The sequence below is a fragment of the Brevundimonas sp. NPDC092305 genome (assembly GCF_044755415.1).
GTDB lineage: Bacteria > Pseudomonadota > Alphaproteobacteria > Caulobacterales > Caulobacteraceae > Brevundimonas.
Window position 1 is genome coordinate 327,069 of sequence record NZ_JBIVQY010000001.1, and the last position, 19,378, is coordinate 346,446.

21 protein-coding genes are annotated in these 19,378 nt (G+C 68.1%); 13 read left to right on the forward strand and 8 right to left on the reverse strand.

The features are described from left to right. The first annotated feature begins 25 nt into the window (after positions 1-25). The 3 genes from ACIQC9_RS01570 to nadC are packed head-to-tail and all read left to right on the forward strand — an operon-like array spanning position 26 to position 3,304. Positions 26-874: a metalloprotease gene (locus tag ACIQC9_RS01570; RefSeq protein WP_400611856.1), complete on the forward strand. Its 849-nt coding sequence runs from the start codon at positions 26-28 to the stop codon at positions 872-874. Beyond that, the gene (locus tag ACIQC9_RS01575) at positions 871-2,430 is read left to right on the forward strand and encodes an L-aspartate oxidase (RefSeq protein ID WP_400611857.1); all 1,560 of its coding nucleotides are present in this window, start codon (positions 871-873) and stop codon (positions 2,428-2,430) included. Before ACIQC9_RS01570 ends, ACIQC9_RS01575 begins: the two co-directional genes overlap by 4 nt. Positions 2,431-2,437: 7 nt before the next feature. Beyond that, a complete protein-coding gene (gene nadC / locus ACIQC9_RS01580) occupies positions 2,438-3,304 on the forward strand; it encodes a carboxylating nicotinate-nucleotide diphosphorylase (RefSeq protein WP_400611858.1) in 867 nt (288 codons plus the stop codon). On the opposite strand, the gene ACIQC9_RS01585 is transcribed toward nadC, so the two are convergent. Continuing rightward, positions 3,258-4,409 carry an acyltransferase family protein gene (locus ACIQC9_RS01585; RefSeq protein ID WP_400611859.1) on the reverse strand — a complete coding sequence of 384 codons (1,152 nt, stop codon included), beginning with the start codon at positions 4,407-4,409 and terminating at the stop codon, positions 3,258-3,260. The two genes, nadC and ACIQC9_RS01585, sit on opposite strands and share 47 nt — an antisense overlap. Positions 4,410-4,529: 120 nt before the next feature. On the opposite strand from ACIQC9_RS01585, the gene ACIQC9_RS01590 reads away from it, so the two are divergent. Beyond that, positions 4,530-4,745 (forward strand): hypothetical protein, encoded by a 216-nt coding sequence (locus ACIQC9_RS01590; RefSeq protein ID WP_400611860.1) that lies wholly within the window; start codon positions 4,530-4,532, stop codon positions 4,743-4,745. 6 nt (positions 4,746-4,751) lie between these two features. Here the strand turns inward: ACIQC9_RS01590 and ACIQC9_RS01595 are convergent, their stop codons facing one another. Further along, entirely contained in the window at positions 4,752-5,828 is a 1,077-nt protein-coding gene (locus ACIQC9_RS01595; protein WP_400611861.1) for a cell wall hydrolase, read from the reverse strand. A gap of 468 nt (positions 5,829-6,296) precedes the next feature. On the opposite strand from ACIQC9_RS01595, the gene ACIQC9_RS01600 reads away from it, so the two are divergent. After that, the gene (locus ACIQC9_RS01600; RefSeq protein WP_400611862.1) at positions 6,297-6,476 is read left to right on the forward strand and encodes a hypothetical protein; all 180 of its coding nucleotides are present in this window, start codon (positions 6,297-6,299) and stop codon (positions 6,474-6,476) included. Between the two features lie 147 nt (positions 6,477-6,623). Further along, positions 6,624-6,986, forward strand: a complete 363-nt coding sequence (locus ACIQC9_RS01605) for a DUF6481 family protein (protein ID WP_400611863.1) — start codon at positions 6,624-6,626, stop codon at positions 6,984-6,986. Positions 6,987-6,994: 8 nt separating this feature from the next. Here the strand turns inward: ACIQC9_RS01605 and ACIQC9_RS01610 are convergent, their stop codons facing one another. After that, positions 6,995-10,639 (reverse strand): PAS domain S-box protein, encoded by a 3,645-nt coding sequence (locus ACIQC9_RS01610; protein WP_400611864.1) that lies wholly within the window; start codon positions 10,637-10,639, stop codon positions 6,995-6,997. A 169-nt stretch (positions 10,640-10,808) separates the two neighbouring features. Between ACIQC9_RS01610 and ACIQC9_RS01615 the strand changes: the two genes are divergently transcribed. From ACIQC9_RS01615 to ACIQC9_RS01630, 4 genes are all read left to right on the forward strand, one after another. Beyond that, complete coding sequence (locus ACIQC9_RS01615; RefSeq protein ID WP_400611865.1) at positions 10,809-11,288, forward strand: Dps family protein; 480 nt, start codon at positions 10,809-10,811, stop codon at positions 11,286-11,288. A 90-nt stretch (positions 11,289-11,378) separates the two neighbouring features. Continuing rightward, entirely contained in the window at positions 11,379-12,581 is a 1,203-nt protein-coding gene (locus ACIQC9_RS01620) for a cell wall hydrolase (RefSeq protein WP_400611866.1), read from the forward strand. 76 nt (positions 12,582-12,657) lie between these two features. After that, on the forward strand, positions 12,658-14,220 hold the full coding sequence (locus ACIQC9_RS01625) for a sensor histidine kinase (protein ID WP_400611867.1): 1,563 nt from the start codon (positions 12,658-12,660) through the stop codon (positions 14,218-14,220). Between the two features lie 49 nt (positions 14,221-14,269). Continuing rightward, positions 14,270-14,674, forward strand: coding sequence for a response regulator (locus ACIQC9_RS01630; RefSeq protein ID WP_400611868.1), 405 nt, complete (start codon positions 14,270-14,272; stop codon positions 14,672-14,674). Positions 14,675-14,677: 3 nt separating this feature from the next. Here ACIQC9_RS01630 and trxB read toward each other — a convergent pair whose 3' ends face one another. After that, entirely contained in the window at positions 14,678-15,688 is a 1,011-nt protein-coding gene (trxB, locus tag ACIQC9_RS01635) for a thioredoxin-disulfide reductase (RefSeq protein ID WP_400611869.1), read from the reverse strand. A 77-nt stretch (positions 15,689-15,765) separates the two neighbouring features. Here trxB and ACIQC9_RS01640 point away from each other — a divergent pair, with 77 nt between their 5' ends. The 3 genes from ACIQC9_RS01640 (at position 15,766) to ACIQC9_RS01650 (ending at position 16,773) form a co-directional block, all read left to right on the forward strand. Then, the gene (locus ACIQC9_RS01640; RefSeq protein ID WP_400611870.1) at positions 15,766-15,954 is read left to right on the forward strand and encodes a hypothetical protein; all 189 of its coding nucleotides are present in this window, start codon (positions 15,766-15,768) and stop codon (positions 15,952-15,954) included. 119 nt (positions 15,955-16,073) lie between these two features. Continuing rightward, the gene (locus ACIQC9_RS01645; RefSeq protein WP_400611871.1) at positions 16,074-16,454 is read left to right on the forward strand and encodes an endonuclease domain-containing protein; all 381 of its coding nucleotides are present in this window, start codon (positions 16,074-16,076) and stop codon (positions 16,452-16,454) included. A 103-nt stretch (positions 16,455-16,557) separates the two neighbouring features. After that, complete coding sequence (locus ACIQC9_RS01650) at positions 16,558-16,773, forward strand: hypothetical protein (RefSeq protein WP_400611872.1); 216 nt, start codon at positions 16,558-16,560, stop codon at positions 16,771-16,773. On the opposite strand, the gene ACIQC9_RS01655 is transcribed toward ACIQC9_RS01650, so the two are convergent. The 4 genes from ACIQC9_RS01655 to ACIQC9_RS01670 all read right to left on the reverse strand — a co-directional run bounded on the left by ACIQC9_RS01655 (position 16,770) and on the right by ACIQC9_RS01670 (position 19,281). Beyond that, positions 16,770-17,765 (reverse strand): mitochondrial fission ELM1 family protein, encoded by a 996-nt coding sequence (locus ACIQC9_RS01655; RefSeq protein ID WP_400611873.1) that lies wholly within the window; start codon positions 17,763-17,765, stop codon positions 16,770-16,772. The two genes, ACIQC9_RS01650 and ACIQC9_RS01655, sit on opposite strands and share 4 nt — an antisense overlap. Next, entirely contained in the window at positions 17,756-18,229 is a 474-nt protein-coding gene (greA, locus tag ACIQC9_RS01660) for a transcription elongation factor GreA (RefSeq protein WP_400611874.1), read from the reverse strand. Before greA ends, ACIQC9_RS01655 begins: the two co-directional genes overlap by 10 nt. A 126-nt stretch (positions 18,230-18,355) precedes the next feature. After that, entirely contained in the window at positions 18,356-18,571 is a 216-nt protein-coding gene (locus ACIQC9_RS01665; protein ID WP_400611875.1) for a hypothetical protein, read from the reverse strand. A 47-nt stretch (positions 18,572-18,618) separates the two neighbouring features. Then, on the reverse strand, positions 18,619-19,281 hold the full coding sequence (locus ACIQC9_RS01670) for a glutathione S-transferase family protein (RefSeq protein WP_400611876.1): 663 nt from the start codon (positions 19,279-19,281) through the stop codon (positions 18,619-18,621). Between the last annotated feature and the right edge of the window lie 97 nt (positions 19,282-19,378).

A 19,378-nucleotide genomic window follows, 5' to 3' on the forward strand; every position in this document is an offset into this window, starting at 1 on the left:
AGGCGTCGGGAGCCACTTGCATCGCATGACAGACACCGACACGCCCCGCCGCCCCGGTCCATGGGACGCCCGACCCGAAGAGGCCGTCGCCGCGCCCGCCGAGGTTCACGCTCCAGCCGCCGAGCCGCCGCTGGACAAGGGGCAGCACCCGGGTGTCGCCATCGCGGGCACCCTTCTGTTCTTCGGCTTCATCTGGTTCATGACCCAGAGCTGGGTGGTCGCGCTGGCCGTCATCTTCGGCCTGTTCGTGCACGAGTACGGACATGTGCTGGCCATGAACCGTGTCGGCATGGGCCCGGCGCGCATCTACATCATTCCGTTCCTTGGCGGTCTCGCCAGGGGACAGCGGGCGCCGACCAGCGAATGGCACGGCGTGCTGGTGTCACTGGCCGGACCCTTCTTCGGCCTGCTGGCGGCTATCCCCTTCTTTGCCGCCTGGGCCGTGCTCGGCGGCGCCGCCTGGCTGATCGGGGCCGCCGTGATTGCGGCGATCAATCTGGTCAACCTGGCCCCCGCCCCGCCGCTGGACGGTTCGAAAGCTGTTGGCCCGGTGCTGGCCCGCATCCATCCGTGGCTGGAGCGCGGAGCGATGATCGCGATGGGTCTCATCGTGGTCTACTGGGGCTTCACGACCGGGCGTTGGATTCTGGCGGCGTTTCTCGTCATCGCCCTGATCGGTCACCTCAAGCGCGGCTTCTGGCGGCCTGACGGTCGGGAACTGACCGTGCGCGAGAGCTTCGCCAGCGTGGGCCTGTTCCTCGCCACGGCCGCCGCCTGCGTCGCCGTCGGACTAGCGGCCCTCATGCCACTAGCCCAAGGTTCCTTCACGGGCGCCATGGAGATCGCCGCCTACTACCTCGGTTTCCGCTCTTGAGCCGGATCGTCCATGAGGGGCCGCTGATCATCGGCGGCGGTCTGGCCGGTCTTTCCGCTGCGCTGGAGGCCGCGCCGGCCAAGGTGCTGGTGATCACGCCCGCCCCCCTGCTGCAGGAAGCCTCGTCCGCATGGGCGCAGGGCGGTTTGGCGGCGGCGCTCTCCGCCTCGGACGCGCCGGCCCTTCACGCCGCAGACACCCGCGCCGCCGGCGCCGGTCTGGTGGAACCCGAAGCGGCTCGCGCCCTGACGGAGGACGGCAAGGCCACGGTCGAATGGCTGGCCGCACTGGGCGCGCCGTTCGATCGCGATTCGTTCGGCGGATTCGCCGTCAGCCTCGAAGCCGCCCATTCGCAGGCCCGGGTGGCGCGTGTCGGCGGAGACGGGGCGGGCAGGGCGATCCTGACCGCGCTGGTCGTCGCTGTCCGCGCCGCACCGCATATCGAGGTCTGGGAAGACGGCCGCCTGCGCGGTCTGTTGAAGGACGACGCCGGTCGCGTGCGCGGCGCCCTGATCGAACGTCAGGGCAAGCTCGTCGAAGTGCTGGCCCCGGCGACCGTGCTGGCCACCGGCGGCGCCGGCGGCCTGTTCGCGCGCACCACCACGCCCGCCAGCCTGCTGGGCGAGGGCATGGCCGCGGCGTATCTTGCCGGCGCCGAAACCCTCGATCCCGAGTTCGTCCAGTTCCATCCGACGGCCATCGACGTCGGCCTCGACCCCATGCCGCTGGCCACCGAGGCCCTGCGTGGCGAGGGCGCGCGGCTGATCGACCGCGAGGGCCGGTTCCTGCTGGGCGAGGCGGCGGACGCCGACCTGAAGCCACGCGACATCGTCGCCCGCGCCGTGCACGCCGCCCGCGCTGACGGCCGGGGCGCCTTCCTCGATTGCCGGACGGCCGTGGGCGCCGAGTTTCCCCACGCCTTCCCCGCTGTCTTCGCCGCCTGCATGCAGGCTGGGCTAGACCCGCGCGAGACGCCGATCCCCGTCGCGCCCGCGGCCCACTACTGCATGGGCGGAATCGTCGCCGGGGTGGACGGCCATACGACCTTGAAGGGCCTGTTCGCGGTCGGCGAGTGCGCCGCCACCGGAGTCCACGGCGCCAACCGGCTTGCCTCCAACTCCCTGCTCGAAGCCGCCGCCTTCGGCCGCCGCACCGGCCGCGCGGCCGCGACGGAAACGGGCGGCGAGGGCAGGGTGTCAGTGCCCAAAGCGGGGCCCGTCCTGTCGTCCGAGGCCCTGATCGATCTGCGTATCGCCATGAGCGACGATGTGGGCGTTGTGCGCAGCGCCGAGGGCCTGCGGGCCGCGCTGAAGATCATCGACCGGCTCGACAGGGACGCCTCCGGCGCCCTGGCGCTGACGGCCGCCCGACTGATCGCCAGTTCCGCCCTCGCCCGCAAGGAAAGCCGGGGCGGGCACTACCGCTCCGACTATCCGGAAACGTCGGCGAGGGCGCGCCACACCCGGCTGAAAGCTTCGGGCGCCGTCACCGCCGCCGTCATGGCCACGACCACGGCGACGACAGCGGTTATGGCCGCCATCATCGCCACCGCCTGAGATCGCCATGAGCAACGTCCGTACCCTGCCAGACCTGCTGATCCAGCCGATCGTCGACATGGCTCTGGCCGAGGACCTCGGTCGCGCAGGGGACGTGACAGCCATGGCCTGCATTCCCGAAGGCGCGCGCATGCGAGCCGTCTTCGCGGCGCGGAAACCGGGCGTGCTGGCGGGGATCGACTGCGTTCGGCTGGCGGTGCTGGCGATGGATCCGAAGGCGTCGATCGATCTGAAGCTGGCCGACGGCTCAACCTTCTCGGCCGGCGCCGAGCTGGCCGAGATCGAGGCCGACGCCCGCGCCTTCCTGTCGGCCGAGCGGACGGCGCTGAACCTGCTGGGCCGGCTGTGCGGCGTCGCAACGCTGACCCGGGCCTATGTCGAGGCGGTGAGGGGCACGAAGGCGCGCATCGCGGACACCCGCAAGACCACCCCTGGCCTGCGCGCGCTCGAGAAGCATGCCGTCTTGTGCGGCGGCGGGGTCAATCATCGCTTCGGGCTGGATGACGCCATCCTGATCAAGGACAACCACGTCGCCGTCTGCGGCGGCGTCGCTCCGGCCATCCGCGCGGCCCGCGCGGCGGCGGGTCACCTGATGAAGGTGGAGGTCGAGGTCGACGGGCTGGACCAGCTGGATCAGGCGCTGGCCCTGATCGACGAGGGCGTCGGCCCCGACGTGATCATGCTCGACAACTTCGGGCTCGACGCATTGCGCGAAGCCGTGGCGCGCACAGCTGGACGGGTCGTGCTGGAGGCGTCAGGCGGCGTGAATCTCGACACCGTCCGTAGTATTGCGGAGACAGGCGTGGACGTGATCTCGGTGGGCGCCCTTACGCACTCGGCTCCGGCGCTGGACGTGGGTCTGGACGCCCGCTGATGGCGGCCAGCTTGCGCGCGAAAAGGCGGCGGTTCAGCGCGGCCACGATCGGCTCGTCCACGAACCGGCAGTAGACTGCCGCCACGGCGACGGTGAACCCCAGCGCGCCGGCCCAAATCACCCAGGCCTCCCACGACGTCGTCTCGACCGCCGGATGGATACGCGCCAGCATCGGCTCGACCCCGTCGAACCAGGCGGCTCCGGTCAGGGTGTGGACCATAAAGAGGCTGAAGCTGACCTTGGCGCCCCAAGCCGCGCCGGGCAGGGCCTTGGTCACCGGCGAGGCGCCGCAGCCCATGATGATGGCGCAGATCGCCAGAATGCTGATCATGTCCGGCCCGGCCAGAACCGCATTGGCCAGCAGCACGGCGCCGCCCGCAAGGCCCAGCGTCCGCGCCTGCGCGCCTGACCAATTTCCCGTCTGCACCGCCCGCGCCAGCGTCAGCCCCACAAGGAACAGCGGCGCGGCGCGGAAGAAGGTCCACTGGAAGCCGATGGCGAACTGCTCGACGCCGAGCATCCGCAGGCTGAGCAGGTCGGTCGACAGCAGGATGATCAGGCCCAGCGTCAGGGCCGCCGCCGGTCCCGCCAGTCGCTGCATTCCGCGCCACAGCATCGGGAAGAAGGCGTAGCAGATCAGCAGGGCCGAGATCGTCCAGCTGGGCATGTTCCATTGCCCCGCGCCCAGTCCGAAGGCGTGCAGCAACAGGATTTGCGCGGGCAGGCCGGACAGGTCGTAGCGGTGCGGTTCGCTGAAGTGCACGCCCATCGCCAGCCCTACGCAGACCATGAGCACCAGCGCCGCCAGCGTGATCAGATGGGTCGGATAGCAGCGCACGAACCGCTTCATCCAGAACCGGCCAAGGCTCACGCGCCCCGACAAGGTCGCCTCGCCATAGGCCTTGGCCAGCACGAAGCCGGACAGCATCAGGAAGAAGTCGGTGGCCAGATATCCGCGGCCCAGAAACGCGTGCATCGACTGCAGCGCGACCGGCGCCTCATCCCCGAAATGGAACACCACCACGAACATGGCGGCCACGAACCGCAGCGCATCGAGTGCGCCGCCTCGGGCGGGTCTGGGGGCTGAAACAGGGGACGCGGACATGACTGCTGACCTTCGCCGTTCTCTTTGCGGGACGGCGTTCCGCCGGCGTGCAAGCGTCGGGCCGACGGAACGCGCCGGGTCGGGACGGGTTAATCAGAGGTACGAAGAAGGAGATCGCTGATGACCCACGCGCCCAAAATTCCCAAGGAACAGCGCAGCTTCGCCGATCGTGGCGGCAAGTCCGTCGATGACGCGATGAAGGCCGACCGTCGCGACCTCGAGACCGGCGTCCAGTCGGGCTCGCCGGGCGATTCCGATGTGAATCTGGATACACAGGGCCGCTTCGGAAACCTGCGTCAGAACCTGACGACGCAGTGGAAGACGCAGGAACGCTAGTCCGGATCAGGCGACCGGCGTGGCCGCCTGTGCGCGCTCGATCGGCGCCGCGACCGTGACCGCGGGAGCCGCCGGTTCGGCGGCGCCGGGCGCGGCGGCGGCGGGCGCAGCACGCTCGGCGGTCGCTCCGCGACCGTCCTGCTGGACGAGCATATTGTAGGCGACGGCTCCGGCTTCACGCACGGGCGTGATCGGGTCGAGGCTGGCCTGCACAAGTTGCGGCTGCTGGATATCCGAGGCGCTGGATCGGCGGGCGGCGTAGCTGAACGCCGCGCTGGAGCCCGAACGGCCGCCGAAACGATAGAAGACGTGATCGCCGACCTGACCCACCCGGATCAGGGACGAGCGCCATTGCGGCGCGACGGCGGTGGTGTGGAAGTGGGTGGCCACGCCGACATCCGAATAGACCGAACCCGACAGGGCGGTCGAGGCGATATCGCGTGCGCGATTCCATGCGGCGCGATTGACGGTGGCGCGCATCGAGCCGTTGCAGGTGAAGCTGAACTGGCAACCGACCCGGCGGCCCGCGCCCTGAAACACGACGCCGCAGACGCTCTTGGGGAAGGCGGGGTGGCGAACGCGATTCAAAACCACTTGGGCCACAGCCCGCATGCCGCCGCGGCCTTCGCCACGGGCTTCGTAATAGACGGCCTGGGTCAGGCAATCGAGGTCGCGCGAGGCGTCCAGCGCGCCGCCGAGGCGGAAGGGCTGCGCGGCCGGGGTTGACGACAGGCCTGCGCGGCGAAGGCCGGCGGCGCCATTCGACTTCAGTTGCTCAAGGCGGGCGGTCAGCAGTTCCGCCTGACGGTCCCGCTGGGCCCCGCCGGCGACGGTATAGGGGTCGTGGCGGCGGGCGATGGCCAGCGCGCTCTCGTCCAGTCCGCCGGCCGCAGCGGCCAGCGCTTCTTCCGTGAATCCCGCAGCTGTGGCGCCGTCGATCCGCTCCGCACGATCCCGCGCGATGGACGCCTTGGCCGCCGTTCCTCCCAGATAAGCCGCGCCGATCGCGAGGCCCATGACCGCGGCGACAAGGCTTGCGGCCGTGACCGGACGGATCCGGGCGACACGGTCGGCAGACGCCATCGCACGCAGCTGCGAGAGGTTCGACAAAGGCTCAGTCCTGTTCGGCAGGGCGCAGCGCCGCCCCCGGGTAGTCTCGCGAGCCGGGCGACTGGGATGTCGCGGAACCGGCTGCGGGTAGCACCGACGGCGGCCATATCCGGGCCGGCGTCGGGGACGCGCCTTAAGCCAGCGGTTTGTGGCGCCAATGTGGTTGATTCGCAAGATTCTGTTGCGTCGCAGCATAGCGCGGCTGTGGATAGCTACGAGTTTGCGTCTCTGATGTCGAAGTTTCCTGAACGCGATAATCGGTTGATCGAATACTGTATTGAATGACTGTCACATTTCCATAAGGCGTATTCGCCGATGCTCTATGCGGAACTCAGGCCACGCTTTTATTGTCTATGTCGCGCTGCGGTTGTTCATCGGCCAGAGCGGGGAACCGCGGCGTTCGCCACGTGTTTTCGCCACGAAGCTGAGCTGGAGATTCTCATGACCCGCGCCCTCATCGTCGCCATCCTGATCGCAACGCCTCTCGCGGCATGCGGCGCCTCTATCGAACAGAAGGCCGCGACCGGAGCTGTCGCCGGCGCTGTCGTGGCCGGACCGGTGGGCGCGGCCGTGGGCGGGGCCGCCGGAACCGCCGTCGGGCAGGCCCAGAAGCCACGCTGATACGCCTAACCGCCTCTAAAAGCCCTTCCGGGGCTGCAAACCTTGATTTTCGACCCCATATGGGGTTAGCGGACCGGCCCGACCGCGCTTTGCGCGCCGGGTCGATTGCGCCTCCGACAATCCATGAAGGACACCTAGACTCTTCGCATGAGAGATCTGAAACAAACCGGCTTCACCGACCGCCTCTCCGCCCAGCAGGAAGCCAAGAAGGCCCTGCTCGCCAAGTTCAAGCCCAAGGCCGCCGCTCCGGACCCCGAGTTCGAAAAGCTCGCCGCCAAGCGCGCCGCCGAGAAGGAAGCCCTTCGCCAGCAGCACGAACTGGCCAAGGCCGAGATCCGTCGCGAGAAGGCCGAGAAGGACGCCGCCCGCATTGCGGCCGAGCTTGCTGCCCAGGAAGAGGTCGACGCCGCCAAGCGCGCCGCCCGCAAGGAGCGCAAGCAGCTGACCAAGGAAGAACAGAAGGCCGCCCGCGACGCCCGCTACGCCGCCCGCAAGGCTCGCCAGCGCTGATCAGCGCGTCAGGCCGGCCTGCTCGCCGGCCTGTCTCCAAGGATGTCCGCGAGCTGCTGACCTGAATAGGGTTTGCGCAGGAACGGCCAGGGCGCGTCCGACAGGGCCGCGTCCACATCCTCGCCCGCATAGCCGGACGTCAGCACGATCCGCATCTCCGGGTAGTCCCGCGCGCACAGGCGCGCCAGTTCGATTCCCGTCATGCCGCCGGGCATGACTACGTCGCTCAGCATCATGTCGAACCGCTCGCCTTTCAGGATTTCGAGGGCACGCGGCGCCGTGTCCGCTGTCCGGACCTTCAGGCCCAGACCTTCCAGCAGCTCCAGCGCGATCGCCTGCACCCCCGCATCGTCCTCGACCAGCAGCATGGTGCGGCCGGCCAGCGTACTGCGCCGCTCGGGCGTGGCCGTGGGCGCGGCGATAACGCGCGGACCGTCCAGGGGCGGCAGGTACAGACGGATCTCCGTCCCCTCGCCAAGCTTCGAGACGATGCCGACGCCGCCGCCGCTCTGGCGCGCGAAGCCATAGACCTGACTCAGGCCCAGTCCCGTGCCCTTGCCGACCGCCTTGGTGGTGAAGAAGGGCTCGAACACCCGGCCGATGACGGACGGATCCATGCCGGCCCCGTCGTCCGACACGGTTACGCAGACGTACTCGCCCGGCGGCAGTTCGCGCACATCGCCTGCCTCGGCCACGCAGCTGGCGGTCTGAACCGTGATCCGTCCCTTGTCGCCGACCGCGTCTCGGGCGTTGACGACCAGGTTCAGCAGCGCCGCCTCGAACTGGGCGGGGTCGACGTTGACCCGTGCTGCGCCGCGCTTGAGCTTCAGCCTGAACTCCACCGCCTCGCCGACGGCCCGGGTCAGCAGGGGCTCGCTCTGACGGATCAGGGCGTTCAGATCCACCGCCTCGGGCCGCAGCGCCTGACGACGCGAGAACGCCAGCAGCTGGTGCGTCAGGCCCTCGCCGCGACGGGCCGCCGCCAGCGCCGCCTCGCCCAGCTTCTTCTGTCGGCCCGCGTCGCTCGGCGACTTCAGCATCATGTCCAGCGCGCCGATCACGACCGTCAGCAGGTTGTTGAAGTCGTGCGCCACACCGCCGGTCAGGCGACCCACCGCCTCCATCCGCTGGGCGTGCATCAGGTCAGCCTCGGCCTTGGCCTTCTCCGCCAGCGCCTCGCCCACACGATCTTCCAGCAGCTCGTTGATCCGCTTCAGATCATCCTCGGCCTTCTTGGCCTCGGTCACATCGATGTTGGCGCCGACATACCCCTGAAACTGACCGGTCCCATCGAAACGCGGCACGCCCTCGCAGCGCAGCCAGCGCCGCCCCATCTGCGGGTGCACCACCTCAAGCAGGCCTTCGTACCGGTCGTGCCGCTCAACGGCGTTCAGGAAACCGGCGTAGAAGTCCTGCAGACTTTGGCCCTCGACCCACTGGAGCCAGTTCTCCTCCAGCTCGCTGTCCGAGGTCACGCCGAAGAAGGTCTTGTAGCGGCGGTTGGCGAAGATGACCGCGCCCTTGTCATCCGTCATCCAGACCTGCGCCGGAGCACTGTCCGCAATGGTGCGGAAGCGGGTCTCCGACTCCAGCAGCCGGGCCTGCGTCTCGCGGATGTCGGTGACGTCGAAGGCCACACCCACAAAGCCCAGCACCTCGTCGTCCGCGCCCAGTCGGGGCCGAGAGAATGACTTCAGCCAGCGATACTCCCCGTCGTGGCGCAGGTAACGGGCTTCCATCGAGAACGGCTCGCCCGTCGACTCGCCCGCAAGGGAGTCCGAGATGATCCGCTCGTGATCGTCCGGATGGATCACGGCGCGCCAGTCGGCCAGCCGCGCCTCTTCATACGTGCCGCCATAGTAGGCGACGTACGCCTGATTGACGAAGGCGCGGGTGCGGTCCTGCTGGGTCACCCAGATCAGCACGGGCGCCGTGTCGGCGATGGCGCGGAAGCGCTGTTCGCTCTCGCGGGTCTCGGCCTCGGCGCGGGTCCGTTCGATCTCGCCCCACGTCCGGTCGGCCACGTCCTGCAGCAGCGTCACCTCTTCGGCGGTCCATTCCCGGACCTCGGCGTTGTGCGCATATAGAAACGCCCGCAGACGTCCGTTGCGGATCAGCGGCGCCCGCATCAGGGCCCGTGTCTTCAGTCGCTTGAAGACGTCCAGTGCATCCTGCGTACGCGGATCGATCTCGACGTCGGGTATGCGGATCAGCCGCCCTTCCGCCAGATCGGCGATCAGATCGGCGCCGAGGTCAGATAGCGGGAACTGCCCCTGTGCGCTGACGATGCCGGTGGTCCAGTCGCGGCTCATGGACACCATGCCCCGCTCCTGATCGACCTCGCCGTAGCCTACCCGATCCGCACCCAGCTCGGCCCCCAGCAGGCTTTCGACGGTCGCCATGATGTCTTCCGGCGTCGTCAGGTCGCGGATGCTGTCAGCCAGACCCAGCAGGAAGCGCTGACGCTTCTCCTGCGCCGCCAGCGCATCAAGCGCCTCGCGGGTCTCGGTGATGTCGAACGACATGCCGACGTAGCCCATGAAGGTCCCGTCCGCGTCGAACCGGGGCTTCACCCCCACCCGCATCCAGCGCCAGCGGCCATCCGCGCGTGGAAACCGCGCCTCGAAGCCGTAGGGCAGGCGGTCGGGACGGGCGGCCTCCATGGCGGCGGCGACCTGGGCCTGATCATCGGGATGCAGGGTCTGGCGCCAGACGTGGCCCAGAATGGCCTCTCGCGGCTGCCCGAAGAACTCCACGAGGGCGGTGTTCACGAACTCCACCTCGGCCTCGGCGTTGGTCATCCAGACCGGCGAAGGCGCGGTGTCGGCCATCAGGCGGAAGCGGGCCTCGCTCTCCCGCAGGGCCGCCTCGGCCACCTTCGCGGCGGTGATATCGATCGCCACCGCGATATGGCCGATCAGGACGCCGGCAGCGTCGGTCAGCGGCCGCAGGCTGGTCTGGGCCCAGACGATTGAGCCATCGGGGCGGATGTAGCGCTTCTCGATATGGCCCTCATGGCCCGCGAGCGACTGCTTCAGGACCTCGTGGGTTGGCGTGATATCGTCGGGATGGGAAACGTCTGCAGTGGTGATGCCGATGACGCTTTCCGGCGTGCGGCCCAGCAGCTCGGCGAAGCGGGCGTTGGCGCTGACCAGTCGCCCGTTTAGGTCGACTCGCGCAATCCCGGCCGAGGCCTGATCCAGCATTGCCCGCAGTTCGGATGTCGTCTCCCCCACCCGGGTGTCCGACTCTCGCAGGCGAACAACCGTCTGGTCCAGATTCCGCAGGGTCGTTCGAAGGGAGGCCCCCAGGATCGTGCCGAACAGCGCCACGGCCGCGAAGGTGACGGTTCCGATCAGGCTGGTCGTGACGTTGAATTCGATCAGGCCGGGGAACAGGCGCGAAACGATCAGCGCGCCTGTGATCGACGCCGCGGTCGCCGTGTATCCGGCGATCTGTCCAGCCCACAAAGCCGCCAGAAGGACGGCCGGTATCAGCAGGGTAAGGCCGGTCGCTCCGCCGTAGACCGGCGAAAGCGCCAGACGCAACAGAAGGCCGCCCCCTGCGCACAGCAGGCCGGTCCCGAACGCCTGCCAGGCCTTGCCGGGCTGCGACAGCGCTACTGACCTGAAAAACGCGTCAGCCCACCCCAAACAAAAACCCCCAGCTCGCGCTCAGGCGCGAAAAGCTGCAACGCTTTCGCCCTGAAGGCGTTCCCAAGGGTCGCATTTCCACTCCGCGTCCTGTCGCCGCCTTGGATTCCGGTCGCGCGACGCCTAACTGCTGAGCTGAGATTTCGACATTCCGAAGACAGGAGCAAGCATGACCGCGACGATCGACACAGGCCTCAGCAAGACCGAGCGCACCGATGTGGCGCAGGAGCTGACCAAGGTGCTGGCCGACAGCTTCGCCGTCTATCTGAAGACGCACGGCTATCACTGGAATGTCCGTGGGCCCGAGTTCTTCAGCTTCCACAACCTGCTGGAACAGCAATACCGCGATATCTGGGCCGCGCTGGATGAGATCGCCGAACGCATCCGCGCCCTCGGCGTGCTGGCCCCACAAAGCTATTCCGCTTTCGGCAATTTGACCTCGGTCAAGGACGGCGATCCCGAGAAGGACGCGACCGACATGCTCAAGGAGCTGATGCAGGATCACGAGACCCTGATCGCCACCGCCCGCAAGGCGTTCGAGACGGCGTCGGAAGCCGGCGACGAGGCCTCGGCCGACCTGATGACCCAACGGCTGGCCGCGCACGAGAAGTTCGCCTGGATGCTCCGTTCGACGCTGGGCGGCCGCTAGGCTGAAAACGCTGTAATGTAAGGCCTGATTGGCGCCCTGCTTTTCAGGCACAGGCTTTCACCGCCGGTTCTCCGGCACATGGATCTGGATTTGACCGCTATCGACTTCAAAGGTCTGGGCAAGCGATCGCGACGGCTTCTGGCCGCCGCGCCCGCCGCTCTGGCCGCTGTCGGGGTTGCGGTCGCGGCCAGTTCCACGCCTCGTCCGGAGATCGACCGCCGCGCCGACATGGTGCGACAGGTGACGGGCGGCGACCTCAGCGACGCGGGCCTGAAGAAGATCACCGATCGGATGACGCCGGCCCAGCTGTCGCTGGCCATGCGTCATGATCCGACTGAGCGCCGCGCCGCCCTTTACGGCCTCACGCCAGGCTGGGAGAGCCTGTCCCTAGCCGGCAAGCCGTCGCTGGACTTCGGCGCCACCGGCCTCGAGGCCCAGCGGATGAACGCCGCCGCGCCGTCGACGGGCCTGCTGCGTCCCGCCAGCCCGTTCAAATTCCTGCCCGCCACCGCCGAGGACCGCCGCCGCGCTCTCCGCTGCCTGACGCAGGCTGTCTATTATGAAGCCGCGCTGGAGCCGACCGCCGGGCAGGAAGCCGTGGCGCAGGTCATCCTGAACCGCGTTCGCGACCCCAACTACGCCAACAGCGTCTGCGGCGTCGTCTATGAAGGCGCCGAGCGGATCACGGGCTGCCAGTTCAGCTTCACCTGCGACGGAGCCCTTTCGATGGCGCCGCCGCAGTGGGCCTGGGACCGCGCCCGGCTGGTGGCCGAGCGCGCGCTGACCGGATACGTCGCCACCCGCGTCGGCACCGCGACCCACTACCACGCCGACTACGTCCACCCGTGGTGGGCGCCGACGCTGGGCAAGCTCACCCAGATCGGCGCGCACATCTTCTATCGCTGGAAGGGCGTCTACGGCGAGCCGACGGCGTTCCGGCAGGCCTATTCGGGCCGCGAGCCGCTGATCGACGAAGCCCGCTTCGCCCGCCCCCGCGTCCAGCTCGCCAAGGTCGATCCCGCGACGCCGGAAGAGGCGGCCGCCGCGATCGCCGACGCCGCCGCCAACGGCCAGACCGTCATGCGCACGGTCGAGATCGACGGCCAGACCCGCGTCGTCGGCGTCGCCTCGCTGGGCGGTCGCCGCTCCGCCACCAAGGACCAGATCGCCGAGATCAACGCCCGCATCGCCGCCTTCGAGAACCCGACGCCGGCCCCGGCCCCGGCCGCCAGCGCGCCCGTTCCCGGCGCCGTGACCATGGACGTCGAGGAAGTCGGCCGACCCGCCAACTAGGCCGCCGTTTGCAACGGCCGCGCTGGCGGAGCATTTACCAAGGCCCGCGCCCCTGACGCGACCGAACGGACTCCTGATGACTGCGCCCTGGAACGAAGCCGATCGCCTCTCGGCGCTTCATGGCTACGATATTCTCGATACCGAGCGAGAGCCGGCCTACGACGACATCGCCGCCTTGATCGCGCGCCTCTGCGACGCGCCCATCGGCGTCATCAACCTGATCGACGCCGATCGTCAGTGGTTCAAGGCCGAGGTCGGTCTGGGCGTGCGCGAGACCCCGCTCGAAACCTCCTTCTGCCGCCACGCCTTGCTGGAGCAGGAGCGGATGGTGGTGCCAGACGCCGCCCTCGACCTGCGCTTCGCCTGCAACCCTCTCGTCACCGAGGCGCCGGGCCTGCGCTTCTACGCCGGCGTGCTGCTGAAGGATGACGATGGCCTGCCCCTCGGCACCCTCTGCATTCTCGACACCAAACCCCGCCCGGAGGGCCTGACCGACCTCCAGACCCAGGCGCTGGATGTGCTGTCCCGTCAGGTCATGAACCTGATGCGCCTGCGCCGGGTGCTGAAAACTGACCGCGAGACCGCCGCCAGTCTCGGCGAGGCGGCCGGGGCCCTCGCCGAGAGCGAGGCCAAGTTCAGGGTGCTGGCCGACTCCATGCCCCAGATGGTCTGGTCGACCCTGCCGAACGGCTTCCACGACTATTACAACGCCCGTTGGTACGAATTCACGGGCGCGCCCTCAGGCTCGACCGACGGCGAAGGCTGGAACGACATGTTCCACCCGGACGATCGCGAGCGCGCCTGGGCCGCCTGGCGGCGCTCGCTCGAGACAGGCGAGTTGTACGAGATCGAATACCGGCTTCGTCACCATTCCGGCGTCTACAGGTGGACCTTGGGCCGCGCCGCGCCGATCCGGGACGAGCAGGGCCGCATCACCCGCTGGTTCGGAACCTGCACGGATATCGACGACCTCAAACGGGTTGAACAGTCCCGCGAACTGCTGAGCCAGGAGCTCAGCCACCGGATCAAGAACATCTTCGCCGTCGTTTCGGCCCTGATCGCCCTGTCGGCGCGACAGTATCCTGAGGCCAAGGCCTTCGCCGCCTCCTTCCGGACCCGCATCAACGCGCTGGCGAGAGCCCATGAGTTCGTGCGCCCCCATACGGAGACATCTGCGCCGACGGTGGGCACGATGACGCTGCACGCCTTTCTTGAGACCCTGTTCCGTCCCTACACCGGACCGGACGGCGAGCCGCGCCTGCGGGTGACAGGCGAGGACACGGTCTTCGACGACCAGGCCGCCACCTCTGTCGCCCTGCTGTTCCACGAACTGGCGACCAACGCGGCCAAATACGGCGCGCTCTCCACCGAGGAGGGGCGCGTCGATCTCCATACCCGCCACGCGGACGACCGCTTTATTCTGGAGTGGCGGGAGCAGGGAGGGCCGCCTGTCCCCGGCGTACCGACGAAATCAGGCTTCGGCTCGTCCCTCGCGGCGATGTCGGTCGAGGGCCAGCTCGGCGGTCGTCTGACCCACGACTGGGCCCCGACGGGCCTCAGTGTCGTGGCCGACCTTCCCGCCACTGCGCTTTCCAGGCGACGCGCGGCGTTAAAGGAAAAAACCGAAAGCCTGGCGTGAAACCCGTTTGCGGCTCTCGCGTTCGGGTCGCGAACCCAAGATTGATCCAATGACTGCGCGTATTCTTATCATTGAAGATGAAGCCCTCGTGGCGATGGAGCTCCGGTTCGTTCTGGAGGATCTCGGCCACGTGGTGACCGGCGTCGCGTCGGATGCGGTGACCGCCCGCAATCTGGTGCGCGAGAACGAGATCGATCTGGCGCTGGTGGACATCCACCTGTCCGACGGCCCGACCGGCGTTCAGCTGGGCCGGGATCTGGCGCAGGACGGCGTCACCGTTATGTATATGACCGCCAACCCCGGCATGGTGCGCAATGGCGTCGCCGGCACGTTGGGCGTGCTGTCCAAGCCCACGGACGAACGCGCCGTGCAGATGTCGGTGGATTATGCCCTGCGCCGCCGCAAGGGCGAGCCCATCCAGTACGCCCCGCCTGAGCTTCAGGTCTTCGGCTAGGGCCTACCAGACACCGATTTTCTCGGCTTCCTTGTGCGTGATCGGGTGGTGGGCCTTGGCGTGATCCTCTTCGGCGAGGAACCGCACCGCCTCCAGCGCCGCCATACAGCCCATTCCGGCAGCGGTGACCGCCTGACGATAGATGTCGTCCGTCACGTCGCCCGCCGCCCACACGCCTTCGATAGCTGTGGCCGCCGTACCCGGCTTCACGACCAGATAGCCGCCCTGCTTGGTCTCCAGCTGACCTGCGAACAGCTCTGATGACGGAGCATGGCCGATGGCGATGAAAACGCCATCAGCCGCGATCTCGCGCGTTTCGCCGGTCTTCACGTTCATCAGACGCGCGCCGGTGACGTTGACGCCGCCGAAGCTGTTGGTCTCGCCCAGAATCTCGTCGATAGCGTTATCCCAGACCACCTCGACCTTGGGATGGGCGAACAGCCGGTCCTGCAGGATGCGCTCGGCCCGGAACTCGTCGCGGCGGTGCACCACGGTGACCTTCGACGCGAAGTTGGTCAGGAACAGCGCCTCTTCAACGGCGGTGTTGCCGCCGCCGACCACGATCACGTCCTTGCCGCGATAGAAGAAGCCGTCGCAGGTCGCGCAGGCGGACACGCCGAAGCCCTGATATTTCGCCTCGCTCTCCAGCCCCAGCCACTTGGCCTGCGCGCCGGTCGAGATGATGACCGTCTCGGCCAGCATCTCTGTCCCCGAGTCCAGCGTCAGACGGAACGGCCGCTGCGACAGGTCGGCCTTGACCACGATGTCCTCGATGATCTCGGTGCCGACATGCTCGGCCTGCGCCCGCATCTGATCCATCAGCCACGGACCCTGGATCACATCCGCGAAGCCGGGATAGTTTTCGACGTCGGTGGTGATGGTCAGCTGCCCGCCCGGCTGGAGGCCTGCGATCACCACGGGGTTCAGCAACGCCCGGGCGGCGTAGATGGCGGCGGTCCATCCGGCGGGGCCGGAGCCGATAATGGCGACACGAACGGTGCGGGGCGAGGTCATGCCCCTATTTAGTCGCTGATTCCCTCTCGCGCGATGCTAGGTTGGCCGGGATTCACAGCTCTGTTCAGGAGGGTCCCGTGGAAGGACGCAGCTTCATCGGCATCGGCCTCGCCATCGGCATGGGCGTGGGCGTCGCCATCGGCGTGGCGCTGCAGAACATCGCCCTCGGCATCGGGATCGGCGTCGCCATAGGCATGGGCATGGGGATCGCGCTGGATGCGGCCGCGAAGAAGAAGCAGGACAGGGACGGCGGCGAGAGCGAATAGCGTTCTCCCTCCCCGCCCCGGGGAGGGTGGCCGCCGCCTAGCGGCGGCCGGGTGGGGACGGCCCTCCTTGCGTCCATTCCTGCAAAATGCAACCATGGCGCGTTTTCCGGAGCGCGTTCATGCCCGTCGTCGCCACCGCTCGTCGTCTGCGAAAGGCGATGTCGCCCCCGGAAGCGCGACTATGGGTGGTCCTTCGTCGCCTACGGACGCAAGGCTATCATTTCCGCCGTCAGCATCCGTTGTTTGGGTACTACCTCGACTTCGTCTGCCTCGACCGTCGGCTGATCATCGAGGTCGATGGCGCCGGCCATGATGAGGAACGGGATCGTCGTCGTGACGCCGTGACGGCAAGCGCCGGATTCAGGACGATGCGGTTCGACAACGCCTCGATCCGGGACAATCTCGAAGGGGTTCTGGAGGGCATTCTGGCGGTGTTGGAGGCGGCCGCCCCCACCCGGCCGCTTCGCGGCCACCCTCCCCGGGGCGGGGAGGGAGAGTAGCCTTTCGTCGCAAGCTGCTGGATTCGCAGAAACCCGGTCGACCAGTCCACGCGCGACCTCCCTTCCGGAAATAGGCTCCGCGCGTCCAGACTGGGGAACCACCATGCTCACACGCATCACCGACTACGCCATCGGCATCCTGATCGGGGCTCTGGCCGGGCTCGCAATCGGCGCTATCGCCGGCGACGCCTTCGGAGGCGCGGTGATCGGCGGCGTGGTTGGCGTCTTCATCGGCGTCGGCATCCGCGCATGGCGGACGCGTGACACGCCGGAAGGCTTCGAGGACCGCGACCTTCCCGGCTGGTCGGCCGACGACTAGTGCGCCGCCAGCGCGTCCAGCACGGCTCTCGCCGCGCGATCGGTTTCCGCCAGAGGCTCATAGCTCCAGTTCTCCAGCGTCCCATCGAACAGGCGCGCCGCGCCGCGTTGGGCCAGATCGGCGTGCAGGCGCGCGAACTTGTCCGCCGCCTTCGTCGCGATCATCGGCAGGATGTGCACCGGCTTGCCGGTCGACGCCGCTTCCGCCGCCATGTTGGCGCTGTCCTCGGTGACGAGGATGTGGTCGGCATAGTGCAGGAAGGCGAAATAGGGGTTTGCGCCGGCTTCATCCCAGATCAGGCCGGGCAGGGTTTTCAGTCGCGCCGTCATGACCTGGCGCGCATCCTCGGGCGTCCGCCGCGAGAAGGTCAGCATCAACGAACCGCCCGCGCGTTCGATCGCCTCTGCAATCTGCTCAGCCAGCACCGCCGCATGCGCGACGGTCAGATCGTGCGTCCGGGATTTTCCGCCGATCAGCACCGCCACGCGCGGACGGGGCAGCGCGTCCAGCACCGGAAATCCGGGTGCGGCGCCGGCCAGTCGCTGCGGGGTGATCCGGTGCGGCGATCCCGTGACCGCCAGCACGTTGCGGCCGGTCACGCTGTCATGCTTCGGCGCGACCACCAGATCATAGTCGTTCGTACGCCATCTCGGGTCCTGCGTCTGGACCACGAAGGTCTTGCCGTCGGACCGGTGTTTCGCGGCGATCGACAGGGGCAGGGTGGCGCGCCCGGTGGCGATCCAGAGATCCGGCCAGCGCTCTCCCGCGGCCGGCTCCACCGCGTCCGAAGTGGCGTCCAGCATCCACGACGCCTTCAACGCCGAGGGCAGTTTGTCGAACGCGGGCTTCCACTTCACCCGCTTGACGGTGATCTCTGACGGAAGAAGGCGCTGGACGGCCTCGGCCAGCCCCAGCGCCTGGTTTTCCATGCCGATCCGGCCGTCCGAGACGACCCAAACCGAAAGCGGCGTCGGGTTGACGCCTACTTCCACTCGACCTTGAGGATTTCATAGGCCTTCACGCCGCCGGGCGTGTTGACCTCGACGACATCGCCGACTTCCTTGGAGATCAGCGAGCGGGCGATCGGCGACGACACCGAGATACGGCCCGCCTTCACGTCGGCTTCGTGCTCGCCAACGATCTGGTAGCGGCCCTCTTCCTCGGTGTCCTCGTCGACGACCGTCACCGTGGCGCCGAACTTGACCTGATCGCCGGACAGCTTGGTCACGTCGATGACCTGTGCGCGGCTGATCTTGTCCTCAATCTCGGCGATCTGGCCCTCGATCCAGCCCTGACGTTCCTTCGCCGCGTGATACTCGGCGTTTTCGGACAGGTCGCCGTGCTCGCGGGCCTCGGAGATGGCCGCGATGACGCTCGGCCTTTCGACCGACTTCAATTGCTTTAGCTGATCGTCGAGGGCGCGGTAGCCCTCGGCCGTCATCGGCACTTTTTCCATATGTCGTGAATTTCTTGGTTATCGCCCGACTGGAGAGACTTCACTGGCACTGGGGTCGCTGGGCGCGCGCGACCGGCCAAAGAGGGTAGGGCGCCGCGTCGAAAGGTTCAAGTGCGGCGGGTTGGATCAGGCGACAGGAGTGCGCCGCCGCTCGCGCAGCCCCCGCAAATGGCCCCAGAACTTGACCCGCCGGATCATGACCCACGCCATCCAGGCCACGACCAGCAGGCCAGCGACCATAAACAGGCCGGACAGCAGCACCGCCCCTGCCGCGATAAAGGCGAAGACGAAGCAGACGGCGGCCACGAGGGCCGCGATGATCAATGTGGTCTGGGCGCGCATGGATGTCTTAACGCGCAGTCGCAGTCACGGTTTCTCGCATAACGCTGTCAGGCGTAGGCATAGGGTCCGCCGCGCTCCAACGCGCGCTGATAGGCCGGTCGGGCGTGAATGCGGTCCAGAAACGCGTCCAGTCTGGGCAGGCCGGGAATGCCGCCGCGGCTGGCCGCGGCCTCGGCGGGGAAGCTCATCATGATGTCGGCGGCCGTGAAGTCGTCGCCCGCGAACCACTCCGACCGGTTCAGCTCGGCCTCCCAGTAACGGATGTGGCTGGCCAGCGAGGGGTCGATCATCCGCTTGTTCATCGCCGCCGAAATGCCCTTCGCCACCGGCCGGGCGAAGAACGGCGCCCGCTTCGGGATTTCCGAGAAGATCAGCTTCAGCAGCAGCGGCGTCATCGCCGATCCTTCGGCGTAGTGCAGCCAGTAGGTGAAGCGCCGCGCGTCTTCCGTGCCCGCCGACGGCCGGAACCGGCCCTTGCCGTACGTCTCCAGCAGATATTCGACGATGGCCCCGGTCTCGGCGACCTTGACCGCGCCGTCCTCGATCACCGGCGACTTGCCCAGCGGATGGATGGCTCTCAGTTCCGGCGGCGCCAGCCGGGTGTCCGGGTCGCGCTCATAACGGCGCACCTCGTAATCCAGCCCCAGCTCCTCCAGCAGCCACAGCACCCGCTGCGAGCGCGAGTCGTTCAGGTGGTGGACGATGATCATGGCCGGTCTCCGCTGCACTCCGGTCGTTGTCGCCCGTTGACGTCGCGTCCGTCCAGCCCGCGTCTGCACTTCGCGCTCGACCCGGGGCTCGACGGCG

Bases quoted from the DNA above. Each gene is read 5' to 3' on its own strand.
- ACIQC9_RS01570 (WP_400611856.1), top strand. From the start codon at position 26: ATGACAGACACCGACACGCCCCGCCGCCCCGGTCCATGGGACGCCCGA.
- nadC (WP_400611858.1), top strand. From the start codon at position 2,438: ATGAGCAACGTCCGTACCCTGCCAGACCTGCTGATCCAGCCGATCGTC.
- ACIQC9_RS01585 (WP_400611859.1), bottom strand. From the start codon at position 4,409: ATGTCCGCGTCCCCTGTTTCAGCCCCCAGACCCGCCCGAGGCGGCGCA.
- ACIQC9_RS01590 (WP_400611860.1), top strand. From the start codon at position 4,530: ATGACCCACGCGCCCAAAATTCCCAAGGAACAGCGCAGCTTCGCCGAT.
- ACIQC9_RS01595 (WP_400611861.1), bottom strand. From the start codon at position 5,828: ATGGCGTCTGCCGACCGTGTCGCCCGGATCCGTCCGGTCACGGCCGCA.
- ACIQC9_RS01600 (WP_400611862.1), top strand. From the start codon at position 6,297: ATGACCCGCGCCCTCATCGTCGCCATCCTGATCGCAACGCCTCTCGCG.
- ACIQC9_RS01605 (WP_400611863.1), top strand. From the start codon at position 6,624: ATGAGAGATCTGAAACAAACCGGCTTCACCGACCGCCTCTCCGCCCAG.
- ACIQC9_RS01615 (WP_400611865.1), top strand. From the start codon at position 10,809: ATGACCGCGACGATCGACACAGGCCTCAGCAAGACCGAGCGCACCGAT.
- ACIQC9_RS01625 (WP_400611867.1), top strand. From the start codon at position 12,658: ATGACTGCGCCCTGGAACGAAGCCGATCGCCTCTCGGCGCTTCATGGC.
- ACIQC9_RS01630 (WP_400611868.1), top strand. From the start codon at position 14,270: ATGACTGCGCGTATTCTTATCATTGAAGATGAAGCCCTCGTGGCGATG.
- trxB (WP_400611869.1), bottom strand. From the start codon at position 15,688: ATGACCTCGCCCCGCACCGTTCGTGTCGCCATTATCGGCTCCGGCCCC.
- ACIQC9_RS01645 (WP_400611871.1), top strand. From the start codon at position 16,074: ATGCCCGTCGTCGCCACCGCTCGTCGTCTGCGAAAGGCGATGTCGCCC.
- ACIQC9_RS01650 (WP_400611872.1), top strand. From the start codon at position 16,558: ATGCTCACACGCATCACCGACTACGCCATCGGCATCCTGATCGGGGCT.
- greA (WP_400611874.1), bottom strand. From the start codon at position 18,229: ATGGAAAAAGTGCCGATGACGGCCGAGGGCTACCGCGCCCTCGACGAT.
- ACIQC9_RS01665 (WP_400611875.1), bottom strand. From the start codon at position 18,571: ATGCGCGCCCAGACCACATTGATCATCGCGGCCCTCGTGGCCGCCGTC.
- ACIQC9_RS01670 (WP_400611876.1), bottom strand. From the start codon at position 19,281: ATGATCATCGTCCACCACCTGAACGACTCGCGCTCGCAGCGGGTGCTG.